Raw genomic sequence first — 18,427 nt, 5'->3', positions numbered from 1 at the left:
TATGCCCGCCCGAGGTGGTTCCGCAAGGAGAGTAATGTCAGAAACCGCAGTCGCGCAGGGCGCAACGCCGGACACCAAAGGTGATTCGGCTAAAAAGATAACTGTCAGAACGCTTGCTACCGAGATCAACGTCTCGCATGAGACGCTGATATCCTTTTTGCAAAAAAAGGGATACACCTCGGTCAAAACGATTATGTCCAAGATCGAGCCCGATGCGCTCGATGCGGTGATGAAGCAGTTCGGCAAGGACAAGGACGTTGCCGAAAAGCGCCATAAAAAGCTAGCTGCCTTCAAAGAACAACGCGCAAAAACGCGTGAGGACTATCTCTCCGATCATCCGGATCAGCGCCGCACCGAAGAACCAGGCACTGCTGAGGTAGCAGCTCCCGTGACAGCTCCACCTGTTGCGGCCCCTATTGTTGCTGCTTCGCCAGTCACACCGTCTGCGCCAATCGAAGTATCAGCACCCGAAACGATTGAACTGCCGCCGGTCGAGGCGCCCGAGCCAGTCGCGCCGGATCTTGTTGCAGCCGCCGCTACCCCGACTGAGGTTGAGGTTCCGGAAGCACAGACTCCTGAGGCAGCTGAACCGGAAGTCGAAGCGCAACCTGCAGCGGAAATTGCGACAGAAGTCGAGCCCGAACCTGTTGAGGAAGTCTCTGTCGTTGCCGAAGGTCCGGCACCGGAAACAGAGATTGCCGAGGGAGCGGAAGGCGGTACCGCCACGCATGGACCCGAAGGCGCAGGCGGAATTCGGCGCAAACATCGACGGAAGACCGTGATCGCTACCGGCGATCCGATGGATCTTCGCGTCGCGCTTCCGGGACTCAAAATCAAGGGCAAGATTGAACTCGAGCCAAAGGAACAGCCACAATTGCGCACTCGGGGCGCGGATGGAAGACTCGGCACCAAGCTCAAAGGCCTTGCCACAAAACATGCACCCACAACCGCCAAGCCGGCAGGAACCGGTGAGGAAGGGGAGATCGTCAAGAAGCGCCGTGGCAAGAGCGTCGACGCCCGTGATGTCAAGGATGCTGTCCGCCGCACGCTGGCTGGCATCGATGAGTCCTCAGCGCTTTCCCGACGTGCCAAGGCGCGCCGCGCCCGGCGTAGCGAACGAGCCGAGGAGCAGGAGCGCCGTGGTGCCGAAGAGGCCGCGCGCGACCGCACGGTTATTAACGCAACGGAATTCCTGACGGCCAACGAGCTGGCCAACCTCATGAATGTCGATGTCGGTGACATCATTTCCAAGTGCATCGCGCTTGGACTGATGGTCTCGATCAACCAGCGGCTCGAAAAGGATACGATCCAGCTTGTGGCCGATGAGTTTGGTTACAGCGTTGAATTCCAGGACGAGTTCACGACCGAAACGCTCGACGATACGCCAGATGAACCGGAGACGCTCAAGTCTCGCCCACCGGTCGTTACGATTATGGGTCACGTCGATCATGGCAAAACATCGCTGCTCGATTACATCCGCAAGGCGAACGTTGTCGCTGGCGAGTCGGGTGGAATCACGCAGCATATCGGTGCGTATGAGGTCACGAACAGTCTTGGTCATCGAATCGCGTTTCTCGATACACCCGGACACGAGGCCTTCACTGCCATGCGCGCTCGCGGTGCACAGGTGACGGATCTCGTCGTGCTGGTTATTGCTGCGGATGATAGTGTCATGCCGCAAACTTTAGAGGCAATTTCGCATGCTCAGGCGGCGAGCGTCCCGATCATCATTGCACTGAACAAGACCGATCGTGCTGATGCGAATCCAGATCGCATCCGTCAGCAACTTGCGGATCGGAATGTGCTGGTCGAGTCTTGGGGAGGAAAGTACGGGGAGGTCGAGCTGTCGGCTCGTACCGGGAAGGGCGTTGACAAATTGCTCGAGCGCATTTCCCTCGAAGCGGAATTGCTGGAGCTCAAAGCGAATCCGGACCGTACGGCGCGCGGCGTTATCATCGAGGCGGAAGTCGATAAGGGTCGTGGCATTCAGGCTACAATTCTTGTCCAGAAGGGCACGCTCAGAATGGGCGACCCATTCCTGGCCGGAATATACTCTGGTCGTGTCCGTGCGATGTTCGATGAGCGAGGAAACAAGAAAGAAATCGCAGGACCATCCACCCCGGTCCAGATTCTCGGATTTGATGGCATCCCCGCTGCCGGCGATCAGTTTATCGTGCTCGCCTCCGACTCCGAAGCAAAGGAAATTTCTTCGCGCCGGCAACAGCTCAAGCGCGAGCAGGATTTCAAGCAAGTCCGCTTCCTGACACTCGACGACATTTCAGAGCAAATCAAGCAGGGCGGCGTGCAGCACTTGCGGCTCGTCCTCAAAGGAGACGTCGATGGTTCGGTCGAGGCATTAGCCGACGCACTTCAGCGCCTTTCAACACCTGAGGTCCAGGTCGAGATGGTCCACCGAGCAGTGGGCGCAATTTCAGAGAACGACGTCCGACTTGCAGCAGCAAGCGGCGCGATCATCCTCGGATTCCACGTGCGTCCAAATCTGGATGCGCGACGATTGGCCGCACTCGAACACGTCGAGATTCGCCTCTACAGCGTCATCTACGATTGCATCAACGAAGTCCGCGATGCACTCGAAGGATTGCTGTCTCCGGAGGAGAAGGAAGAGGTCACAGCAACGGTCGAAGTCCGCGATACCTTCAAGGTACCAAAGGCCGGCATGGTCGCCGGATGTTATGTTGTCGATGGCAAGATCGCCCGTGGCAACAAAGTACGACTCTTGCGCGATGGCGTCGAAGTTTGGACGGGTGGCCTGGCATCGTTACGCCGCTTCAAGGACGATGTCCGCGATGTGGATTCTGGCTACGAATGCGGTATCTCACTCGAGAACTTCAACGACATCAAGCCCGGCGATATAATAGAGGCCTACAAGATCGTCGAGATTAAACGCACATTGGAGAAGGTGGCAGCAGCAAGATAACACACTATGTCCATCCGAACCGAACGCGTAGCCGGGGAAGTGCAGCAGGCGCTAGCCCATCTGTTTCAAACCGATTTCGCGGATTTGAGCGACGGCCTTATCACTATCACAAAAGTCCGCATGTCGCCCGATCTTCGGAGCGGTCGTGTATATGTCAGCTTGCTCGGCGGTTCGCGTCCGGCAGAGAAGACGCTCGAAGCCATCGAGGCCGAAGTGCCGCATATTCGGCACGCCATCACGAAATCGGTGCGTTTGAAGTTCGTCCCAGAACTCCATTTCTATATCGATGACACTGCCGAGAATGTCTCTCGTGTCGAGGAAATCTTCCGGAAGATCCACGAAGCCGATAAACCGGCAGACACAGAATGATGACTTGCTTACAGACTTGTCATCCTGAGACGAAGCGTTTTGTAGTCGAAGGATCCAATCCGCCGAGTCAAGCGATACATCGCATCGCTCAGAATGACATTGGGGTATGACAATTCTCGATCGGAGTTGCCTTGCGCTGAATGGAAGTACTTCGCCACGCGATGAGATACTAAGTGAGTCCGGCGCACTTCTTCTGGTGGACAAGACATACGGTGATACTTCTTTCTCTGCAGTGAATCGGATCCGCAAACAAATCTCGATTGCAACCGGAATCCGAAAGATCAAATGTGGTCATGCCGGCACACTCGATCCACTCGCATCGGGTCTACTGATTCTCGCCACTCGAGGTAAGACCAAGTCCCTTGCTGATCTCATCGGTCTCGACAAGATCTATTCGATTGGGATCCGGTTTGGCGTGACGTCGGCGAGCTTCGATCTGGAACGTCCGATTGAGATTACCGGCGGTGACGAGAATTTGACTGAGGAGGCCGTCCGCACCGCGATTGAAGCACTGGTGGGCGAGCACGATCAGGTACCACCAATGCACAGTGCCATCAAGCAGAGGGGGAGACCGGTGTATCACCGCGCAAGAGCGGGTGAGCAGTTCGAGCTCCAACCGCGCCGTATATTTGTCCACAATTCTAGCGTCGTCACCGTCGACTTGCCGCTTGCATCATTTCGCACACACGTATCGAAGGGCACGTATATTCGCTCGCTGGCACGCGATCTCGGCGTCACGCTCGGCACCGGCGCTGTCGTGACCGATCTGCGCCGCGAAGCCATCAGCGGGTGGAAGGTTGAAGATGCAATGACGGTCGATGAGATAGAATCTTTAATCAGGAATTGAGAATGCACTCGCGGCAGGAATTGCATTTTTGAGATTCACGACTCGGTACTCGTTACTCATTACTCGTTATTCGTTACTCGTTACTTTGAAGATCACCTGGGGACTAGAGAACGCCACGCACGACCCGAGCACGATTACAACGCTCGGCAGCTATGATGGCGTCCATTTGGGACATCAGTTCATCCTTTCACGGCTCGCGGAGCGCAAGCGTGAGATGGGACTCTCGCGTTCTGTATTGCTGACGTTCCACCCGCATCCTCAAGAGATCCTCAAACGCCATGGCAAGGAGATCGAATTGCTGACGACCATCGAGGAACGGCTTGCGCTCCTGGAAGGCAAAGGGATTGATGAGGCAATTGTGATCAAATTCTCGGAGGCATTTTCGCAGACGTCCTACATCGAATTCTTTCGTGAGATTCTAGTTGGCCGGCTTGGCACACGTGCAATGATTGTCGGCTTCAATCATGCGTTTGGGCGTAATCGCGAAGGCGATGCAGCACACCTCAAGCAGCTCGCGCCCCAAATGGGAATTTTGATCGAGGAGATCTTGCCTGTCACGGTTGATAATGTTTCGATCAGCTCAACTAAGATACGTACCGCTCTGAAGGGCGGTGCACTTGGTGATGCGAACGCCTGGCTTGGCCGTCCGTATGCATTTAGCGGACGCGTTGTGCATGGCGATGCGCTTGGCCGCAAACTCGGTTTCCCAACCGCAAATCTCGAGCTTCCAGCGCCAAAGCTCATTCCTGCCGATGGCGTCTATGCCGCACGAGTCATCTTGGACGGCAAGAGACTTCAGGCTGCTCTCAGCATTGGCACGAAGCCGACGATTCACTCTGCAGGCGAGCGGACTGTCGAGGTATTACTACTCGATTTTGATGGTGATTTGTATGACCGAACGCTAACGGTTGAGTGCCACCGTTATCTTCGGCCGCAGGAGCGGTTTCGCTCGCTCGAAGAGCTTCGCGAGGCTATTACCCGTGATATACAGGTAATCCGGGAGTTGTAGCGCAATCAGGAAACCCTGGCAATAGGTGCAAGCTCATCCATAGAAATTATGGATGGAAACGTGTTTTGTCTGTCCCGTAGGAGCTCGATCAAGTGTCTTGTTAGTGGTGCTTCGTTGTCTAACATTTTTCCTCACAATCATGATTGCTAATCCCCGGCGCATGCTTGCGCTTACGTCTATACTGCTCTGTTGTTTTGGCGCTTCAGCTTCGAGTCTTCCGCGATTTGCATTGCGCGGTGGCGAAGTCGATTGTCGCGGCTGCCATGTCGATCCTACGGGTGGCCGGATGCGGACCCAGGGCGGTGATAACTTCGCAATGAACCGGCTACCCATGTGGGAGCGTGGCCCGAAGTTTAGCGCCAATATAGGCGACGCAATTCGCATCGGTGTCGATATGCGAAGCCAGTATCTCTACTTTGGCGATCACACCACAGCGGATTTTGTCATTCCAGGGCATGACTCTGTTCTGGCAAGGCATATCCTTCGCGACACGACTGTCAAGGCGAGCGGCGCGCTTGAAATGGCGTTGCCAATCTATGTGAGTGCCAAGCTTTCGGAATCGATCGAGGCATTTGTGAAGGTAAATCCGATCGTCTCGCCACTGGTCTCGACGACCTGGGAAGGATATGGTATCATCCATTTTGTCCATTCATCCGGCGAATTCTTCGATGCCGGAGCAATCGTTGGCGATGCATACTTCAAAGTTGGTGCATTCTATCCGGCCTTTGGCATACGGTTCGATGACCATACAGTCTATACGCGAGGTGGCAACGCAAGCTTCTCCGGCTTCGGCCCGGCCGGACTATTCTGGCAGCCGAACTACGTCGATGAAGGTATCGAACTCGGTGCGGAGCTGTTCGATCACGCATTCATTACAGCAGACTTCCTGAATGGCAATGAAGCCGGAGCCTCGCTTTTCAAGAACGATCCGCTTGGACCATATGCCATCGCACTGCGTGGTGTCATCAACACAGGTCCCATGATGGACCACACCGTTTCGGCCGAGATTGGCGGCTCTCTCTATGCTCACACAATTCAGCATTTTCCGCCGCAGCCCCCACCCGGCGTTGGCGATTCCACGGCGCGCACTTGGCTGACGGCGATTCACGGTGGTATTCACGTCGGCCCGGTGAGCGTACTGGCCGAGTTTGACATGGGGAATTTCATCTATCATGTGCTGCCACCGAACTATCCGATCAGCAATCCCGTCGGGCAGTATAGCGACACGGTCCACGCCATGGCGATAGAGACCGCGGTCGATATTACGAAAGGGCTCACGGGGATCCTCCGATTCGATAATTATTATGGCGGCAATGTGGGCGGGATTTCCACGAACATTAAGACCCGCCTCATGGTTGGGGCACAGTGGTTTCCGGTGCGATTCCTGGAGTTCCGGCCCGAGTTCCGCGTTGCCCGCGGCACTGCACCGTCCCCAGCGGATCCGACAAAATTGGAGGACCATACCGAAACAACGGCCCTGATTCAGACCCACATATTTTTCTAAGCGTTGCCTAACGATCGAACACTTCGCATCCAACTCAATGGTGAATGGCGCGAGATCGAGTCTCCGGAGCTTGCTGTCGAGCAACTCGCTCCGGGTCATTATCTCGTGCGAGACGGTGAGTCCCTGATCGAGGTCTTCGAGTCCAACGGCAAGTTGGGCGATGGTTGCTCGCTTGATGGTGTGGAACTGTACGTCGAGTCGGAGAGGGAGCGCATCATCCGCGAGCGTTTCGGCGCGTTTGGCGCCGGACCAAAGGGTGTGGCTGCAGGGATGCATGTTGTGAAGGCCCCGATGCCCGGCATGATCCGTTCCGTGAATGTACGCGCCGGCGACATTGTCGAGCGCGCTTCGACGCTCGTGATCCTCGAAGCAATGAAGATGGAGAATAATATTCTCGCAGGTGCTGCTGGACGCATTGCAATCGTCCACGCCAGCGAAGGGAAATCAGTAGAGAAGAACGCAGCCCTTGTCGAGATCGAGTTAAGCTAAGCTTTTGCCCATGCGTGTAACCGTTAGTGCCGCCGGACGCTTTCACGCGTTCAACCTTGTCCAGCAATTATTTCGGCGTGGACACCTGACTCGCTTTATCACGACGACGCTCAACGATAGGCTATTGCCCAATCGTCGTCTCCCCGCAGAGCTTCAAGGTAATGCAGACTTCCTGCAGCAGGTCGTACAAATTCCGCTACCGGAATATCTCGGTTTCGCGCTCCGAAAGTTGCCGGTCTCGGATGCGCAATCACTCTCATATTTCGTGAAGGATAATATCTATGATCGGCGCGCGGCGCAATCCATACCGCAGTCCGATCTCTTCGTCGGATGGGCAAGCCAATCGCTGTTTCAATTGCGAGAGGCAAAATCGCGAGGGGCTCGCACGATTATCGAGCGCGGCTCCACCCATATCACGGAGCAATATCGACTGATCGAGGAGGAGCGCAAGCGATTTGGTGTTGCTGCACCCAATCGCTCACGATGGGATCGACTCCTTGAAGAGAAGCAACTCAAAGAGTACCACGAAGCGGACTACATCATGGTACCGAGCGAGTTTGCGCGCACGAGCTTTCTTGCCCGCGGATTTTCTGCAGAAAAGATCCTTAAGATCCGCTATGGAGTCGATTTGGGCCGCTTTCGTCCGGCCCAAGCGACTGGCTCGTCGGCTATCCCAACAATTCTGTTTGTCGGAGCCATCGGGTTCCAGAAGGGGATGCCATACTTATTGGAGGCTATCCAATCGCTCCGCGCGAGCGGAGTGAAATTGCGGCTGAAGCTCATCGGCCGCATGGAGCGCGACTTTGAATCGTGGCTCTCGCATAGTCCATTACGAAAGGAGATCAACGAGCATATCCCGTTTGTCGCAAACCACGAATTGCTCCAGCATTTTTATTCCGCCCAAGTCTTCTGCCTGCCTTCGATTCAAGAGGGACTTGCGCTCGTAATCGCGGAAGCAATGGCGTGCGGATTGCCTGTCATTGCAACGGAGAATACTGGTGGTCGCGAGTTTATCGAGGATGGCAGAAGTGGCCTCATCGTTCCTCCGTCGGATTCACAGGCCATCGCGGCGTCGGTTCGATCGTTGATCGACGATCCGGCAAGATCCAGTCACATCGGCCAAGCTGCCGCGGAAGCCTCGAATTTGTTTGGGTGGGATGCATACGGCGATGCGATTGAGCGCACATACAGAATGATTCTCGATACTGTACCGCCCTCGTCAAAAGAAGACGGTGACGAGATCGCATCTTTCTATGACGAGTATTGGAACCGGGATAGCGGATGGACTCCGAAGCACTCGTTCTCGCAAGAGATGCTCGATCTCCATTTTAAAAACGCGTTCAAACCGACGGATAAGGTGCTCGATGTTGGGTGCGGTGATGCCTCTAACTATCAGTCCTGGCTCGTGAATCAGGTCTCGAAGCTTTCGGCAATTGACATCAGCAATAGGGGAGTGGCAAATGCCAGAAGAATGGGCCTCGACGCTCGCGTACACGATCTCTCAAAGCCGTTTCCATATCCTGACGCAAGTTTCAATGGCGCAGTGTGCATCGAGGTTCTCGAACATCTCTATGACCCAAAATTCACGGTCAGCGAAATCTTTCGCGTGCTAGCTCCGGGCGGGTTGTTCGTCGCCAGTGTCCCGAACAACGGTTATTTCCGTGAACGGCTGAGGGCGCTCACTCGCGCCGAGCTATCGACATCGATCTCGGACTTCTCGAATGAGTGGAAGGGTGCTCACATCCGTTTTTATAGCCTTCAATCATTTCGGAGAATGCTGGAAGTATGCGGATTCGAGATTGAATCCGTCCGTTCGAATGGGGATGCATCTATCTTCGACGGTTTGGATGCGCTCGGTGGCTACGGAATGCAACATGCGACAACTTTGCTCCGTCGCAAGCTGCCGCGCTTTGCGCGTCTGGCTTTTCTTGAAAATGTTTGGCCGTCACTCTTTGCCCCGCACATCATTGTTCGCGCGCGGAAGGCGAGATGAAGATTCTAATATCCGGCTCGTTCTGGCATGGCTCTCTTGAGGAAAGCTACGCGCAGGCATTCGAGAGCCTTGGCTGGACAGTGCTACGGTTTGACTGGGACGAGTTCGCCCGTGCCCATCCACTCGCAAAGGTGGCTTTCGGTGACAGGCTCCTTCGATTGCGAATTGCCGATCGGGTAGGGAATTGGCTGATAAGTGAGATCGAATCCCGACAACCCGATATTGTCCTTGTGATCAAGGGTAGATTCATACATCCGAACGTAATTCATCGCGCCAAAGAAATTCTTGGTACAAGACCCATCGTGAATTTTAACCCTGATAGTCCCTGGGAAAAGCTGAATTCTTCGCAGCGGCTTTTGGCGGCGATTCCAATGTACAATTTTCACTTTACATGGAACAGCCACCTAAAGGATCGCTTTGCGGCCGCTGGTGCGAAGTCGATCGAGTTTCTGCCATTTGCTTACGATCCGGCACTTCACCGGCCCATCGAGGATAGCGAAACCAGGCCACAATTCGACGCGGTATTTCTTGGCACATTTTCTCCGGACCGCGATAAACTGTTGAGCCATCTGGTGGGTTGTAATATCGCGATCTGGGGCAATGGCTGGGAGAAATCGATGCACGTCCCGAAGCAATGGCTGCAAGGAAAAGCAATCTACGGTGCGGAAGCGACACGGATGCAGAGTCTCGCCCCGATAGCGCTGAATATCCTACGGGCGCAGAACGAGGGCAGCCACAATATGCGGACATTCGAAATCCCAGCAACGCGACATGCAATGCTCACGACGCGCTCTGCCGAGCAGAGTCAGTGGTTTGCCGAGGGTTCTGAGATGGAGTGCTACGCCAGTCCAGAGGAGTTGTTGCAGAAGATTCTTCTTCTGAGTCGCGACTCCGAACGGGCGCGAAGGATTGCGGAAGCAGGACACCGTCGAGTGCGTGAAGAGACATATGCAAAGCGCGCAAGGACGATCCTGGATGCGCTCGGGTTTGCCAAGTAAGTTGAGATGAAGATTCTATACGTCGGACATACCTATACGGTCCGTGCGAACCATGCCAAGATTGCCGCGCTGGCGCGGTTGCCCAGCGTGGAGATCACGCTCGTCACGCCACATGGGTGGAAGGGGCCGCTATATAACAATCTAACGGATAAGTTTGAAGGTGTGTCGAATGTCGACCACCGGATTTTGCGCGCCTACTTTATAGGTAAAGAGAGCGCATATTTTTTCGGCCCATCGCTCTTCTCGTTGATAGCTCGTCTAAAGCCGGATATTGTCCATGTCGAGCAAGGCGCGTATGCTGTCTCGTATGCCCAGATCCTTTTAGCCCTTAAGCTATTCTCGCGTCGATCGCGAGCATTGTTCTTTACCTGGTGGAATCTGCCGTATGAGCCTCATGGTATCAGGCGATTCCTTGAACGATTCAACCTGGCAAATTCCTCCGGAGCAGTCGCCGGGAATAATGCAGCAGAGACCATCCTCCGCGATCATGGATTTCGAAAGCCAATATCTATTCTTCCCCAACTTGGCATCGATCTGGACTCTCAGAACCCTTATGGCAAGTCAGAGACCAAGAGTCTCACGATCGGCTACGCCGGCCGCATCACCGAGGAAAAAGGCGTGCTTGATCTGCTCGATGCCGTCGGCAAAATCGAAGATCTGAATGACGTGAGCCTCTACTTCGTTGGGGCCGGCCCTGCACTTGCAGAAGTCAAGCGTCGGGCGGCGGTGCGAGGGATTCGATTCATCCATCATGATGCGGTCCGGAATGAAGAGATTCCAGAACACCTCGCACTCATGGACGTACTCGTACTTCCGAGTCGTTCAACTCCTACATGGGTCGAGCAATTTGGTCATATCCTTCTCGAAGCGATGGCCAACGGCGTTCCTGTCATTGGCTCCAATAGCGGCGAGATTCCAAATGTGATCGGTGATGCCGGTCTAATCTTTCAGGAGGGAGATCTTCCAGCGTTGTCCGATGCGATTCAATTTCTTCGTTTTAATCCTCGCGAACGGTCGCGACTGGCACAACGCGCTTTCGAGCGACTGCAGCAGCGATTTACAAATGATATCATTGCGCGCCAGCAAATAGGGCTTTACGAGGAGTTGCTTGCCGGTCGCAATTCGGTCGAATATGAGTCACGTGCGAAGGAGGCGGCACACACGATATGAATACGATTATCGCGATCGCGATCCTCATGCTGCTGATCGGCCTGATTTCCAAGACCGAGCGGCAATACACAATTCTCTGGTCGTTCGCGACGCCGATTTTCTATATCATTTTCGGATTCAAGAGCCTCTATATCAACCTGGGGTTCACCGAAGTTGAGTTGTTTAGCGGAGTGCTACCGATGGTGGTCTGCATCATGGTATGGCAGAAACTCAGTGCGACCGAGCGACGGCGCGCATGGAAATATTCGCCAAAGTTCTGGTGGTTGTTTCTCGCCTATTATTTCGCCTCACTCTTTTGGACGAACAACCTGGCAACTGGAGTCCGGACGGTCCTCGAGATTGCCTTCCCTTCGTTTCTGTATCTGGTTGCTTTCAATGTAATCCAGAACGATCTTCACCTGGAGAAATACCTCAAGTGGATGATCGCGATCAACCTTGTCGTGGCAGTATTCGATCTGTATAACGCGTATAATGGCTGGACCATGATTGAGCGAGCCGGCGCAATGTCAGAAGGGGTGATCGGATACCGGACCGTGACTGCGTATTTCTATGTCACGATGAGTACGATCCTTTTGATGCGTCTGATGGATGCATTTGAGTGGCGACTCTTGGCGGTGTTTGCCATTGACGTCTTTCTTATGCTCATTGCCGGAAGTCGAACTCCCACGTTCACGTTCATTGCTGGGGCCTTGGTGGCCATCATCTATCGCCGCAGCCTGAAATTTGCCGTGATCGGCATCGTTGTGCTCGCGATGCTCGTCGGCACGCTTTTTCTCCTTCCGACGCGGAACAAGTTCTTGAATTCTGACGAGTCCCTGAACATGCGCGATTCGGGGCGCGCCTTTTTCCAGAAATACTTCGAGGATAAAGCCGAGGAGGGACCGTTGTGGGGATATGGTGCGGGCGGAACGGAGAAATATGCCCAGTGGCTCACCGAACATGTCACCATGGTGGGCGCCCCACATAATGAGTATCTTCGTATTCGTTTCGATGGCGGCATCATAGGGCTGGCATTGTTTTACCTGGGGCTTGCAGACATCCTCGTGCGTGGCTTATGGTGGGGCAGAGGGGTCAAGGCATATTTCCCGTACCGTGCTATTCTGGTCATGACGCCGATTATGTTTGCCGTGAGCTGCACGAACGATAATACCTTCTTTTATTTTTACGTCTTTACACAGTATCTCTTTGTTTTCATGGGGTTCGGCGCACGACTGTGCTACGAGGATCGAGTCCTGCGTGGCTTGGAAACCATGGTGCTGAGTCCGGACGAAGTGGAAACCTTAAAGGAGCAAATGGGAGAGCTTCAGCCAGCGACATGAACATGCGCGTTCCTTTCCTCGACCTGAAAGAACAATACCATTCGATTCACAGCGAGATCGCTCAGGCCATCACGCGCGTGCTCGATTCCGGACAGTATATCCTCGGACCGGAGGTATCGGCATTCGAGGAGGCATTCGCACGGACACATAATGCGCCTCATGGAATTGCCGTTAATAATGGCACGAGTGCCGTGCATCTGCCACTTTGGGCTCTCGGCCTCCAGCGTGGGGATGAGGTGATCGTGCCTGTCAATACCTTCATCGCGACTGCTGAAGCGGTAGTGTTAACAGGCGCAACGCCAGTGTTTGTCGATCACGATGAATACTATAATCTCGACGTCGAGCAGACCGCCGCTCGAATTCGCCGCCGGACGAAGGCCCTTTTACCAGTGCATCTCTATGGCCAGCCCGCACGGATGGATAAACTTGCCGCGCTTGCTGAGCGGCATGATCTCTGGCTGGTTGAAGACGCCGCACAAGCACATCTGGCAACGTTCGATGGCAAGTCCATCGGTTCCTGGGGCGATGCCACCGCCTTCAGCTTTTACCCTGGAAAGAACTTAGGCGCATATGGCGAGGGCGGTGCGGTCATCACCCATAATGCGGAATTGAATCGAAGAATGCGCCTCCTGCGCGATCACGGCTCCGAGACAAAGTACCAGCATGTCATGGCCGGTCATAATTATCGGATGGAGGCACTGCAGGCAGCAATACTTAACGTGAAATTACAGCATCTCGCACAATGGACTAATCTCCGCCGTGCCCATGCTGCCCGATATTCTGAATTGTTGGCAGACTGCGAGCCGATCCAGCTTCCTCTTGAGCATCCTTTGTCGGACCCGGTCTATCATCTTTTCGTGATACAGGCGGACCGTCGAGATAACCTCCGTGATCATCTGGAGGCAAACGGCATTGGGGCTGGGCTTCACTATCCCGTGCCATTACATATGCAACCGGCATTTGCACAGCTTGGGTACAAGGAAGGGGCATTTCCAAAAGCGGAACACGCTGCCAAGAGGATTCTTTCGCTTCCGATGTATCCCGAGATGCGCGACGAACAAATTGAGTTCGTCGCGAAGACCATTCGGACATTTTATACGAATGGGAGGAAGAGTAAGTGATTTTCGAAACTGCGATTCGCCGGCACGGCTGGCCGAAAATTTCACTGGTCCTCCTCGATTTCGTCGCGGTCACGCTGGCGGCGGTCACAACGCTCTTGTTGCATTATTTCGCCGGCTTCGATTCTTATGATGTCGAACATTCGCTTGGCGAGTATATCTTACGTGTCGCGATTCTCTATGCATCTTTCCCGTTGCTGGTGCTTATCTTTCGCCAACATCTTCTCTATAAATACAAGGTCTATTCGACGGGTGTCTCCCAATTTGCTCAGCTTGCCCGGGCGTTACTAATCAATGCGTTATTGCTGATTGCCGTACTGTTTTTCTTGCGCGAAGATTGGATTCAGCATAGTCGGACAAACCTGTTCCTGTTCACCGTTTCGTCGCTTGTACTGCTATCATTTTTTCGCATCGTACTCTATCGGAAGCTGTTGCTTCCAGCCATCACGGGAATCGAGGCCCGCCGCATTCTTTTGGTCGGTGCCGGTGAGGAGGCGCGCGCTCTGCTGGCCGAGAGCACCAGCGGCCGAATCCATCCCTTCGAGATTGTCGCGATGGTCGATCAAGGTGGCTCGCTCTCGCAGGATTCTTCTGCGGCTCTTCTGCTCACGACTGTACCACTCCTAAAGGAGTTTGTTCTGAAATACAATATCCACGAAGTTGTTGTGGCCGAGAATGACCTTCCATACGAGGACGTCGTTCGGCTCATTGGTGAAGCACGGGAGACAGGCGTGCCGATTCATTTGCTCAGCGATCATTTCAAAGTCATCCACGAGCGGGTGACTAAAAGTACATCCGAGTTCCTGAACGTCACGGCAGCGCCAATCTCACATGGACTGCATGGATTCTACTCAACCTCGCTGAAGCGCTTTGTCGATCTCGTCGGCACCATCATCGGATTGGTTCTTTTGTCGCCATTCCTTGCAATCATTGTCGTTGCGATCAAACTTGGAAGTCGTGGGCCTATTTTCTTTAGCACGGAAGTGATTGGTCAACATGGTGAGCGATTTCGCTGGTTCAAATTCCGAACGATGCAACTCGGCCCGAGCGATGAACTCCACCGCGAACACGTAGCACAGCATATTCAACTTGGTACGCGCCCGACTGGGAAGCTGGAAAACGACCCGCGTATTACGCCCATCGGGCGTTGGCTTCGACGCCATTCACTTGACGAGTTGCCTCAGTTATACAATGTTTTGCGAGGCGACATGAGTTTGGTTGGTCCACGTCCATGTCTGCCGTATGAGTTCGAACAGTATGCCGCCTGGCACAAGGAGCGGTTTGCCGTTCGGCCCGGAATGACAGGACTCTGGCAAGTGAGCGGCCGCTCATCCGTGAGCTTCAACGATATGGTGATCTTGGATTTGTACTACATCCATAACATCTCGCTCTGGCTCGATGCCGCGATTATTCTTCGAACAGTTGGTGTAGTGCTAACAGGAAAGGGTGGAGGTTAACAACGTAGCATGGTAAGAATTGGCATTATCGGAGCGGGCTATTGGGGATCGAACCTCGTTCGCGCATTTAACGATACCGAGAGCGCGGTCGTCGCGGCCGTAGCGGACAAGAAGCAGGGGAGACTCTCCTTCGTCTCTAAACGGTACCCGCACATTCGGACGACGGACGACATGGAGAGCATCCTCGCCGATCCGGAGATCGACGCCGTCGTCGTTGCGACGCCTGTACCGACTCATTACGATGTGGGTCGCCGCGTCCTCGAAAGCGGCAAGCATGCCATGATCGAGAAGCCGATGGCATATTCATATGACGACGCGCGAAAACTTCGTGATCTTGCGGACTCCCTCGGCAAAGTACTGACTGTCGGTCATGTCTATCAATTCTCGCCGGCAGTCGAGTGGCTCGCAACTCGAATTTCCAGTGGGAATCTTGGTCGATTATTCCATATCGATTCAATTCGCATCAATCTTGGACCCCCAGCATCCGAAGTCGATGTGGTGTGGGATTTGGCGCCGCACGATCTATCAATCCTGATTTATCTGATGTGGCAAACCGGACTTCCAACCGACGTTCGGTCCATGCGCGTCATGGCCGGTAGTTTCGTTAAAGAGAAACTTGCTGATCTGACTCATATCTTCATCGAGTTCGAATGTGGCATGACAGCCCATGTTCACGTGAGTTGGGTCACGTCGAACAAAGTGCGCCTCATGCAAATCTCGGCTGAGCATGGCACTGTCGTATTCGACGATATGCAGCCGGCCGAGAAAGTCAAGATCTATTCCGCCGCCGTGGACACCCGCATCGGTGCCGATGAGTCCGGATCCGCCGAACTCACATACCGTCCCGGAGACATCTTCATTCCGACACTGCCGCGACATGAGCCGCTGGCCGCTGAGTGCCGCCACTTCGTCGATTGCATCGAGAGTGGGAAGAAACCGATCAATGGCGGAGCGATCGGCGTTGAGGTTGTACGGCTGCTGGAAATGATCATGAAGGAAGCGAGGCGTGACAACTAGGGGCACCATTCATCGCCTCATCGACTTCGGTTAACTCTATGTTCAAAGTCCCGAGTCGATACATTGCAGTTGCTATCTTCGCGGCGTTCGCGTTCGCGCCAATGCCGCTATGCGCTCAATGGGTGCAAACGGACGGCCCAGTCGGCGGTTTTATCCAGACTTTCGCGGTACAAGGTCATTATCTCTTCGCAGGAACATATACCGGCGGAGTGTTCCGGTCCACGAACAACGGCAACAGCTGGAGAATGGTCAATGCCGGATTAGGCGATCTCGATGTTCGCGAACTGCTTGCAAGCGGGGACTATCTCTACGCTGCTACCTACGGTGGCGTGTTTCGTTCGAGTGACGATGGAATAACCTGGACAAGCGCCAGCAGCGGACTCGCAACGAGCGAAGTCCTTACCATGGCGGCGCGTGACACAGCCATTTATGCCGGCACTGATGTGGGGGTGTTTCTCTCCAGTGACAATGGTGGGCACTGGACGTCTGCAAATTCAGGACTGACGAACACGGTCATCCATGCTCTCGTCGTGAATGGGACTATTCTATACGCAGGTACGAACGCCGGAGTATTTCGGTCGACGGATAGTGGAGCAAGCTGGATTCCTGTGCGGTCCGGGATCGAGAATATCACGATCAATGCGCTTGCAGTAAATGGCCCCTACCTGTTTGCCGCGGCTGGAGGAGGAAGCGGCCTCCTTCGTTCGAGCGATAAAGGAGAGTCATGGAGCCCGATCAATAATGGACTACCCATCAGTAAACCCGTGTACGCTTTTGCCGTGCTCGGTTCGAAGCTATATGCTGGTGCCACCAGTGGCGGGATCTATTATTCGAGTGACACCGGTCGAAGTTGGAGCCTGCAGAATACCGGATTGCCATCGAACTATCCAGTGTACGCATTTGCTGGGATTGGGAGGACGTATCTATTGGCCGGTCTGGGCGGCGGTGGTGTCTATATTACTGTTGATTCGGGTGCGCAATGGAGATCGACAAACTCGGGCCTGACAAACACCGATGTCTACGATCTGGCACTAATGGGCACAAAGCTCTTTGCGGGCACGGATGGCGAGGGTATTTTTTCTACCACCGATGAGGGTGCTACCTGGAAACCTGCAGCGAGTGGTCTCAACTCATTCGATGCAAACAATATCGCTGTTATTGCTTCGGATGATACCGATCTTTTTGCGGGGACTTCCGGCGGTGTCTATCATTCAACCAACTCCGGTGCAAGCTGGACTCCCGCAAGTTCAGGCTTGACCGACGCTAACGTCCGTGCGCTGCTGCTGGATGGCTCCGATCTTTATGCCGGGACTGGCATCAATGGAGTGTTTCGATCTACGAATCGAGGAGCAAGCTGGGTGGCAGTGAACAGTGGACTGAGTATTACTTCCGTTCGCGCATTGGTAAAGAGTGGCACCTATCTCTTCGCTGGTACGAATGGCGGAGGAGCATTCCGTTCAACGGATAGCGGTGCCAGTTGGGCCGCCGCTAATTCAGGCCTCACCAATCCCGATGTCTATTCGCTCATCACTAGTGGGAGCGATGTGCTTGCCGGGACCTTCGGCGGTGTCTTCCGATCCACGGACCGAGGCTTGACGTGGAATATCTCCAATACGGGTCTTTCGAACATTGTTGTGTATACATTGGCAGCCGTTGGGAGTAATGTCTTTGCCGGGACGAGTAGTGGCGTGTTTTACTCAACAAACGGAGGTATGAGTTGGAGCGTAGCGAATGCCGGTCTTGATAATGCTTTTGTCACCAGTCTGATTATTGGCGGCACTGATATCTTCGCCGGGACGTATGGTTCGGGTGTCTGGCGTCGTCCTCTCTCGGAGATAATTAGTCAACGATCTGTTACTGGAGTGCCGATAGTTAAGCGTGAACTTTACAGCCATCCAAATCCATTTGCGCGCTCAACCACAATCACTTTCAGCACAGAAGTCGGCGCATTTACCAAGATCACGATCCTGAACCTGGTGGGCACGGAGATCGCGCAGATCTTCGCGGGTGAAATGGCAGCAGGGGAGCATAGTATCGAGTGGAAGCCGGGCTATTTGCCAGATGGGACATATATATGCCTTGTTCGGATGAATGGGCGAGTTGAGACTTTGCCCATGATGCTGGTCCGATAGCCTCCTTATTTTGCCGTTATTGCGACCGAAGCGAAGCAATCTCGTTTTGAGGCGAGACTCTCACGGC

14 protein-coding genes are annotated in these 18,427 nt (G+C 54.2%); all 14 read left to right on the top strand.

From position 1 onward, the window contains the following. Positions 1 to 34: 34 nt before the first annotated feature. Entirely contained in the window at positions 35 to 2,938 is a 2,904-nt protein-coding gene (infB, locus tag Q8902_05225; GenBank protein ID MDP4198956.1) for a translation initiation factor IF-2, read from the top strand. Between the two features lie 6 nt (positions 2,939 to 2,944). Beyond that, positions 2,945 to 3,307: a 30S ribosome-binding factor RbfA gene (gene rbfA / locus Q8902_05220; GenBank protein ID MDP4198955.1), complete on the top strand. Its 363-nt coding sequence runs from the start codon at positions 2,945 to 2,947 to the stop codon at positions 3,305 to 3,307. Positions 3,308 to 3,413: 106 nt separating this feature from the next. Continuing rightward, on the top strand, positions 3,414 to 4,154 hold the full coding sequence (gene truB, locus Q8902_05215) for a tRNA pseudouridine(55) synthase TruB (protein MDP4198954.1): 741 nt from the start codon (positions 3,414 to 3,416) through the stop codon (positions 4,152 to 4,154). An 85-nt stretch (positions 4,155 to 4,239) separates the two neighbouring features. Further along, a complete protein-coding gene (locus Q8902_05210; protein MDP4198953.1) occupies positions 4,240 to 5,163 on the top strand; it encodes a bifunctional riboflavin kinase/FAD synthetase in 924 nt (307 codons plus the stop codon). Between the two features lie 139 nt (positions 5,164 to 5,302). Beyond that, a complete protein-coding gene (locus tag Q8902_05205) occupies positions 5,303 to 6,667 on the top strand; it encodes a hypothetical protein (GenBank protein MDP4198952.1) in 1,365 nt (454 codons plus the stop codon). Positions 6,668 to 6,670: 3 nt separating this feature from the next. Next, entirely contained in the window at positions 6,671 to 7,156 is a 486-nt protein-coding gene (locus tag Q8902_05200) for a biotin/lipoyl-containing protein (protein MDP4198951.1), read from the top strand. Positions 7,157 to 7,166: 10 nt separating this feature from the next. Then, a complete protein-coding gene (locus Q8902_05195) occupies positions 7,167 to 9,149 on the top strand; it encodes a glycosyltransferase (GenBank protein MDP4198950.1) in 1,983 nt (660 codons plus the stop codon). After that, complete coding sequence (locus Q8902_05190; protein MDP4198949.1) at positions 9,146 to 10,147, top strand: glycosyltransferase; 1,002 nt, start codon at positions 9,146 to 9,148, stop codon at positions 10,145 to 10,147. The genes Q8902_05195 and Q8902_05190 overlap by 4 nt, the downstream gene beginning before the upstream one ends. 6 nt (positions 10,148 to 10,153) lie before the next feature. Beyond that, entirely contained in the window at positions 10,154 to 11,317 is a 1,164-nt protein-coding gene (locus tag Q8902_05185; protein ID MDP4198948.1) for a glycosyltransferase, read from the top strand. Beyond that, the gene (locus Q8902_05180; GenBank protein MDP4198947.1) at positions 11,314 to 12,636 is read left to right on the top strand and encodes an O-antigen ligase family protein; all 1,323 of its coding nucleotides are present in this window, start codon (positions 11,314 to 11,316) and stop codon (positions 12,634 to 12,636) included. The genes Q8902_05185 and Q8902_05180 overlap by 4 nt, the downstream gene beginning before the upstream one ends. A 2-nt stretch (positions 12,637 to 12,638) precedes the next feature. Then, on the top strand, positions 12,639 to 13,757 hold the full coding sequence (locus Q8902_05175) for a DegT/DnrJ/EryC1/StrS family aminotransferase (protein MDP4198946.1): 1,119 nt from the start codon (positions 12,639 to 12,641) through the stop codon (positions 13,755 to 13,757). Further along, positions 13,754 to 15,211: a sugar transferase gene (locus Q8902_05170; protein MDP4198945.1), complete on the top strand. Its 1,458-nt coding sequence runs from the start codon at positions 13,754 to 13,756 to the stop codon at positions 15,209 to 15,211. Before Q8902_05175 ends, Q8902_05170 begins: the two co-directional genes overlap by 4 nt. A 9-nt stretch (positions 15,212 to 15,220) precedes the next feature. Next, on the top strand, positions 15,221 to 16,228 hold the full coding sequence (locus tag Q8902_05165) for a Gfo/Idh/MocA family oxidoreductase (GenBank protein MDP4198944.1): 1,008 nt from the start codon (positions 15,221 to 15,223) through the stop codon (positions 16,226 to 16,228). A 38-nt stretch (positions 16,229 to 16,266) separates the two neighbouring features. Continuing rightward, the gene (locus Q8902_05160) at positions 16,267 to 18,360 is read left to right on the top strand and encodes a regulator (protein ID MDP4198943.1); all 2,094 of its coding nucleotides are present in this window, start codon (positions 16,267 to 16,269) and stop codon (positions 18,358 to 18,360) included. Positions 18,361 to 18,427: the final 67 nt, after the last annotated feature.

The organism is Bacteroidota bacterium, assembly GCA_030706745.1.
Classification (GTDB): Bacteria; Bacteroidota; Ignavibacteria; order Palsa-1295; family Palsa-1295; genus PALSA-1295.
Note: the sequence above shows the minus strand (reverse complement) of the source record. Positions and strands in the feature narration are given on the sequence as shown.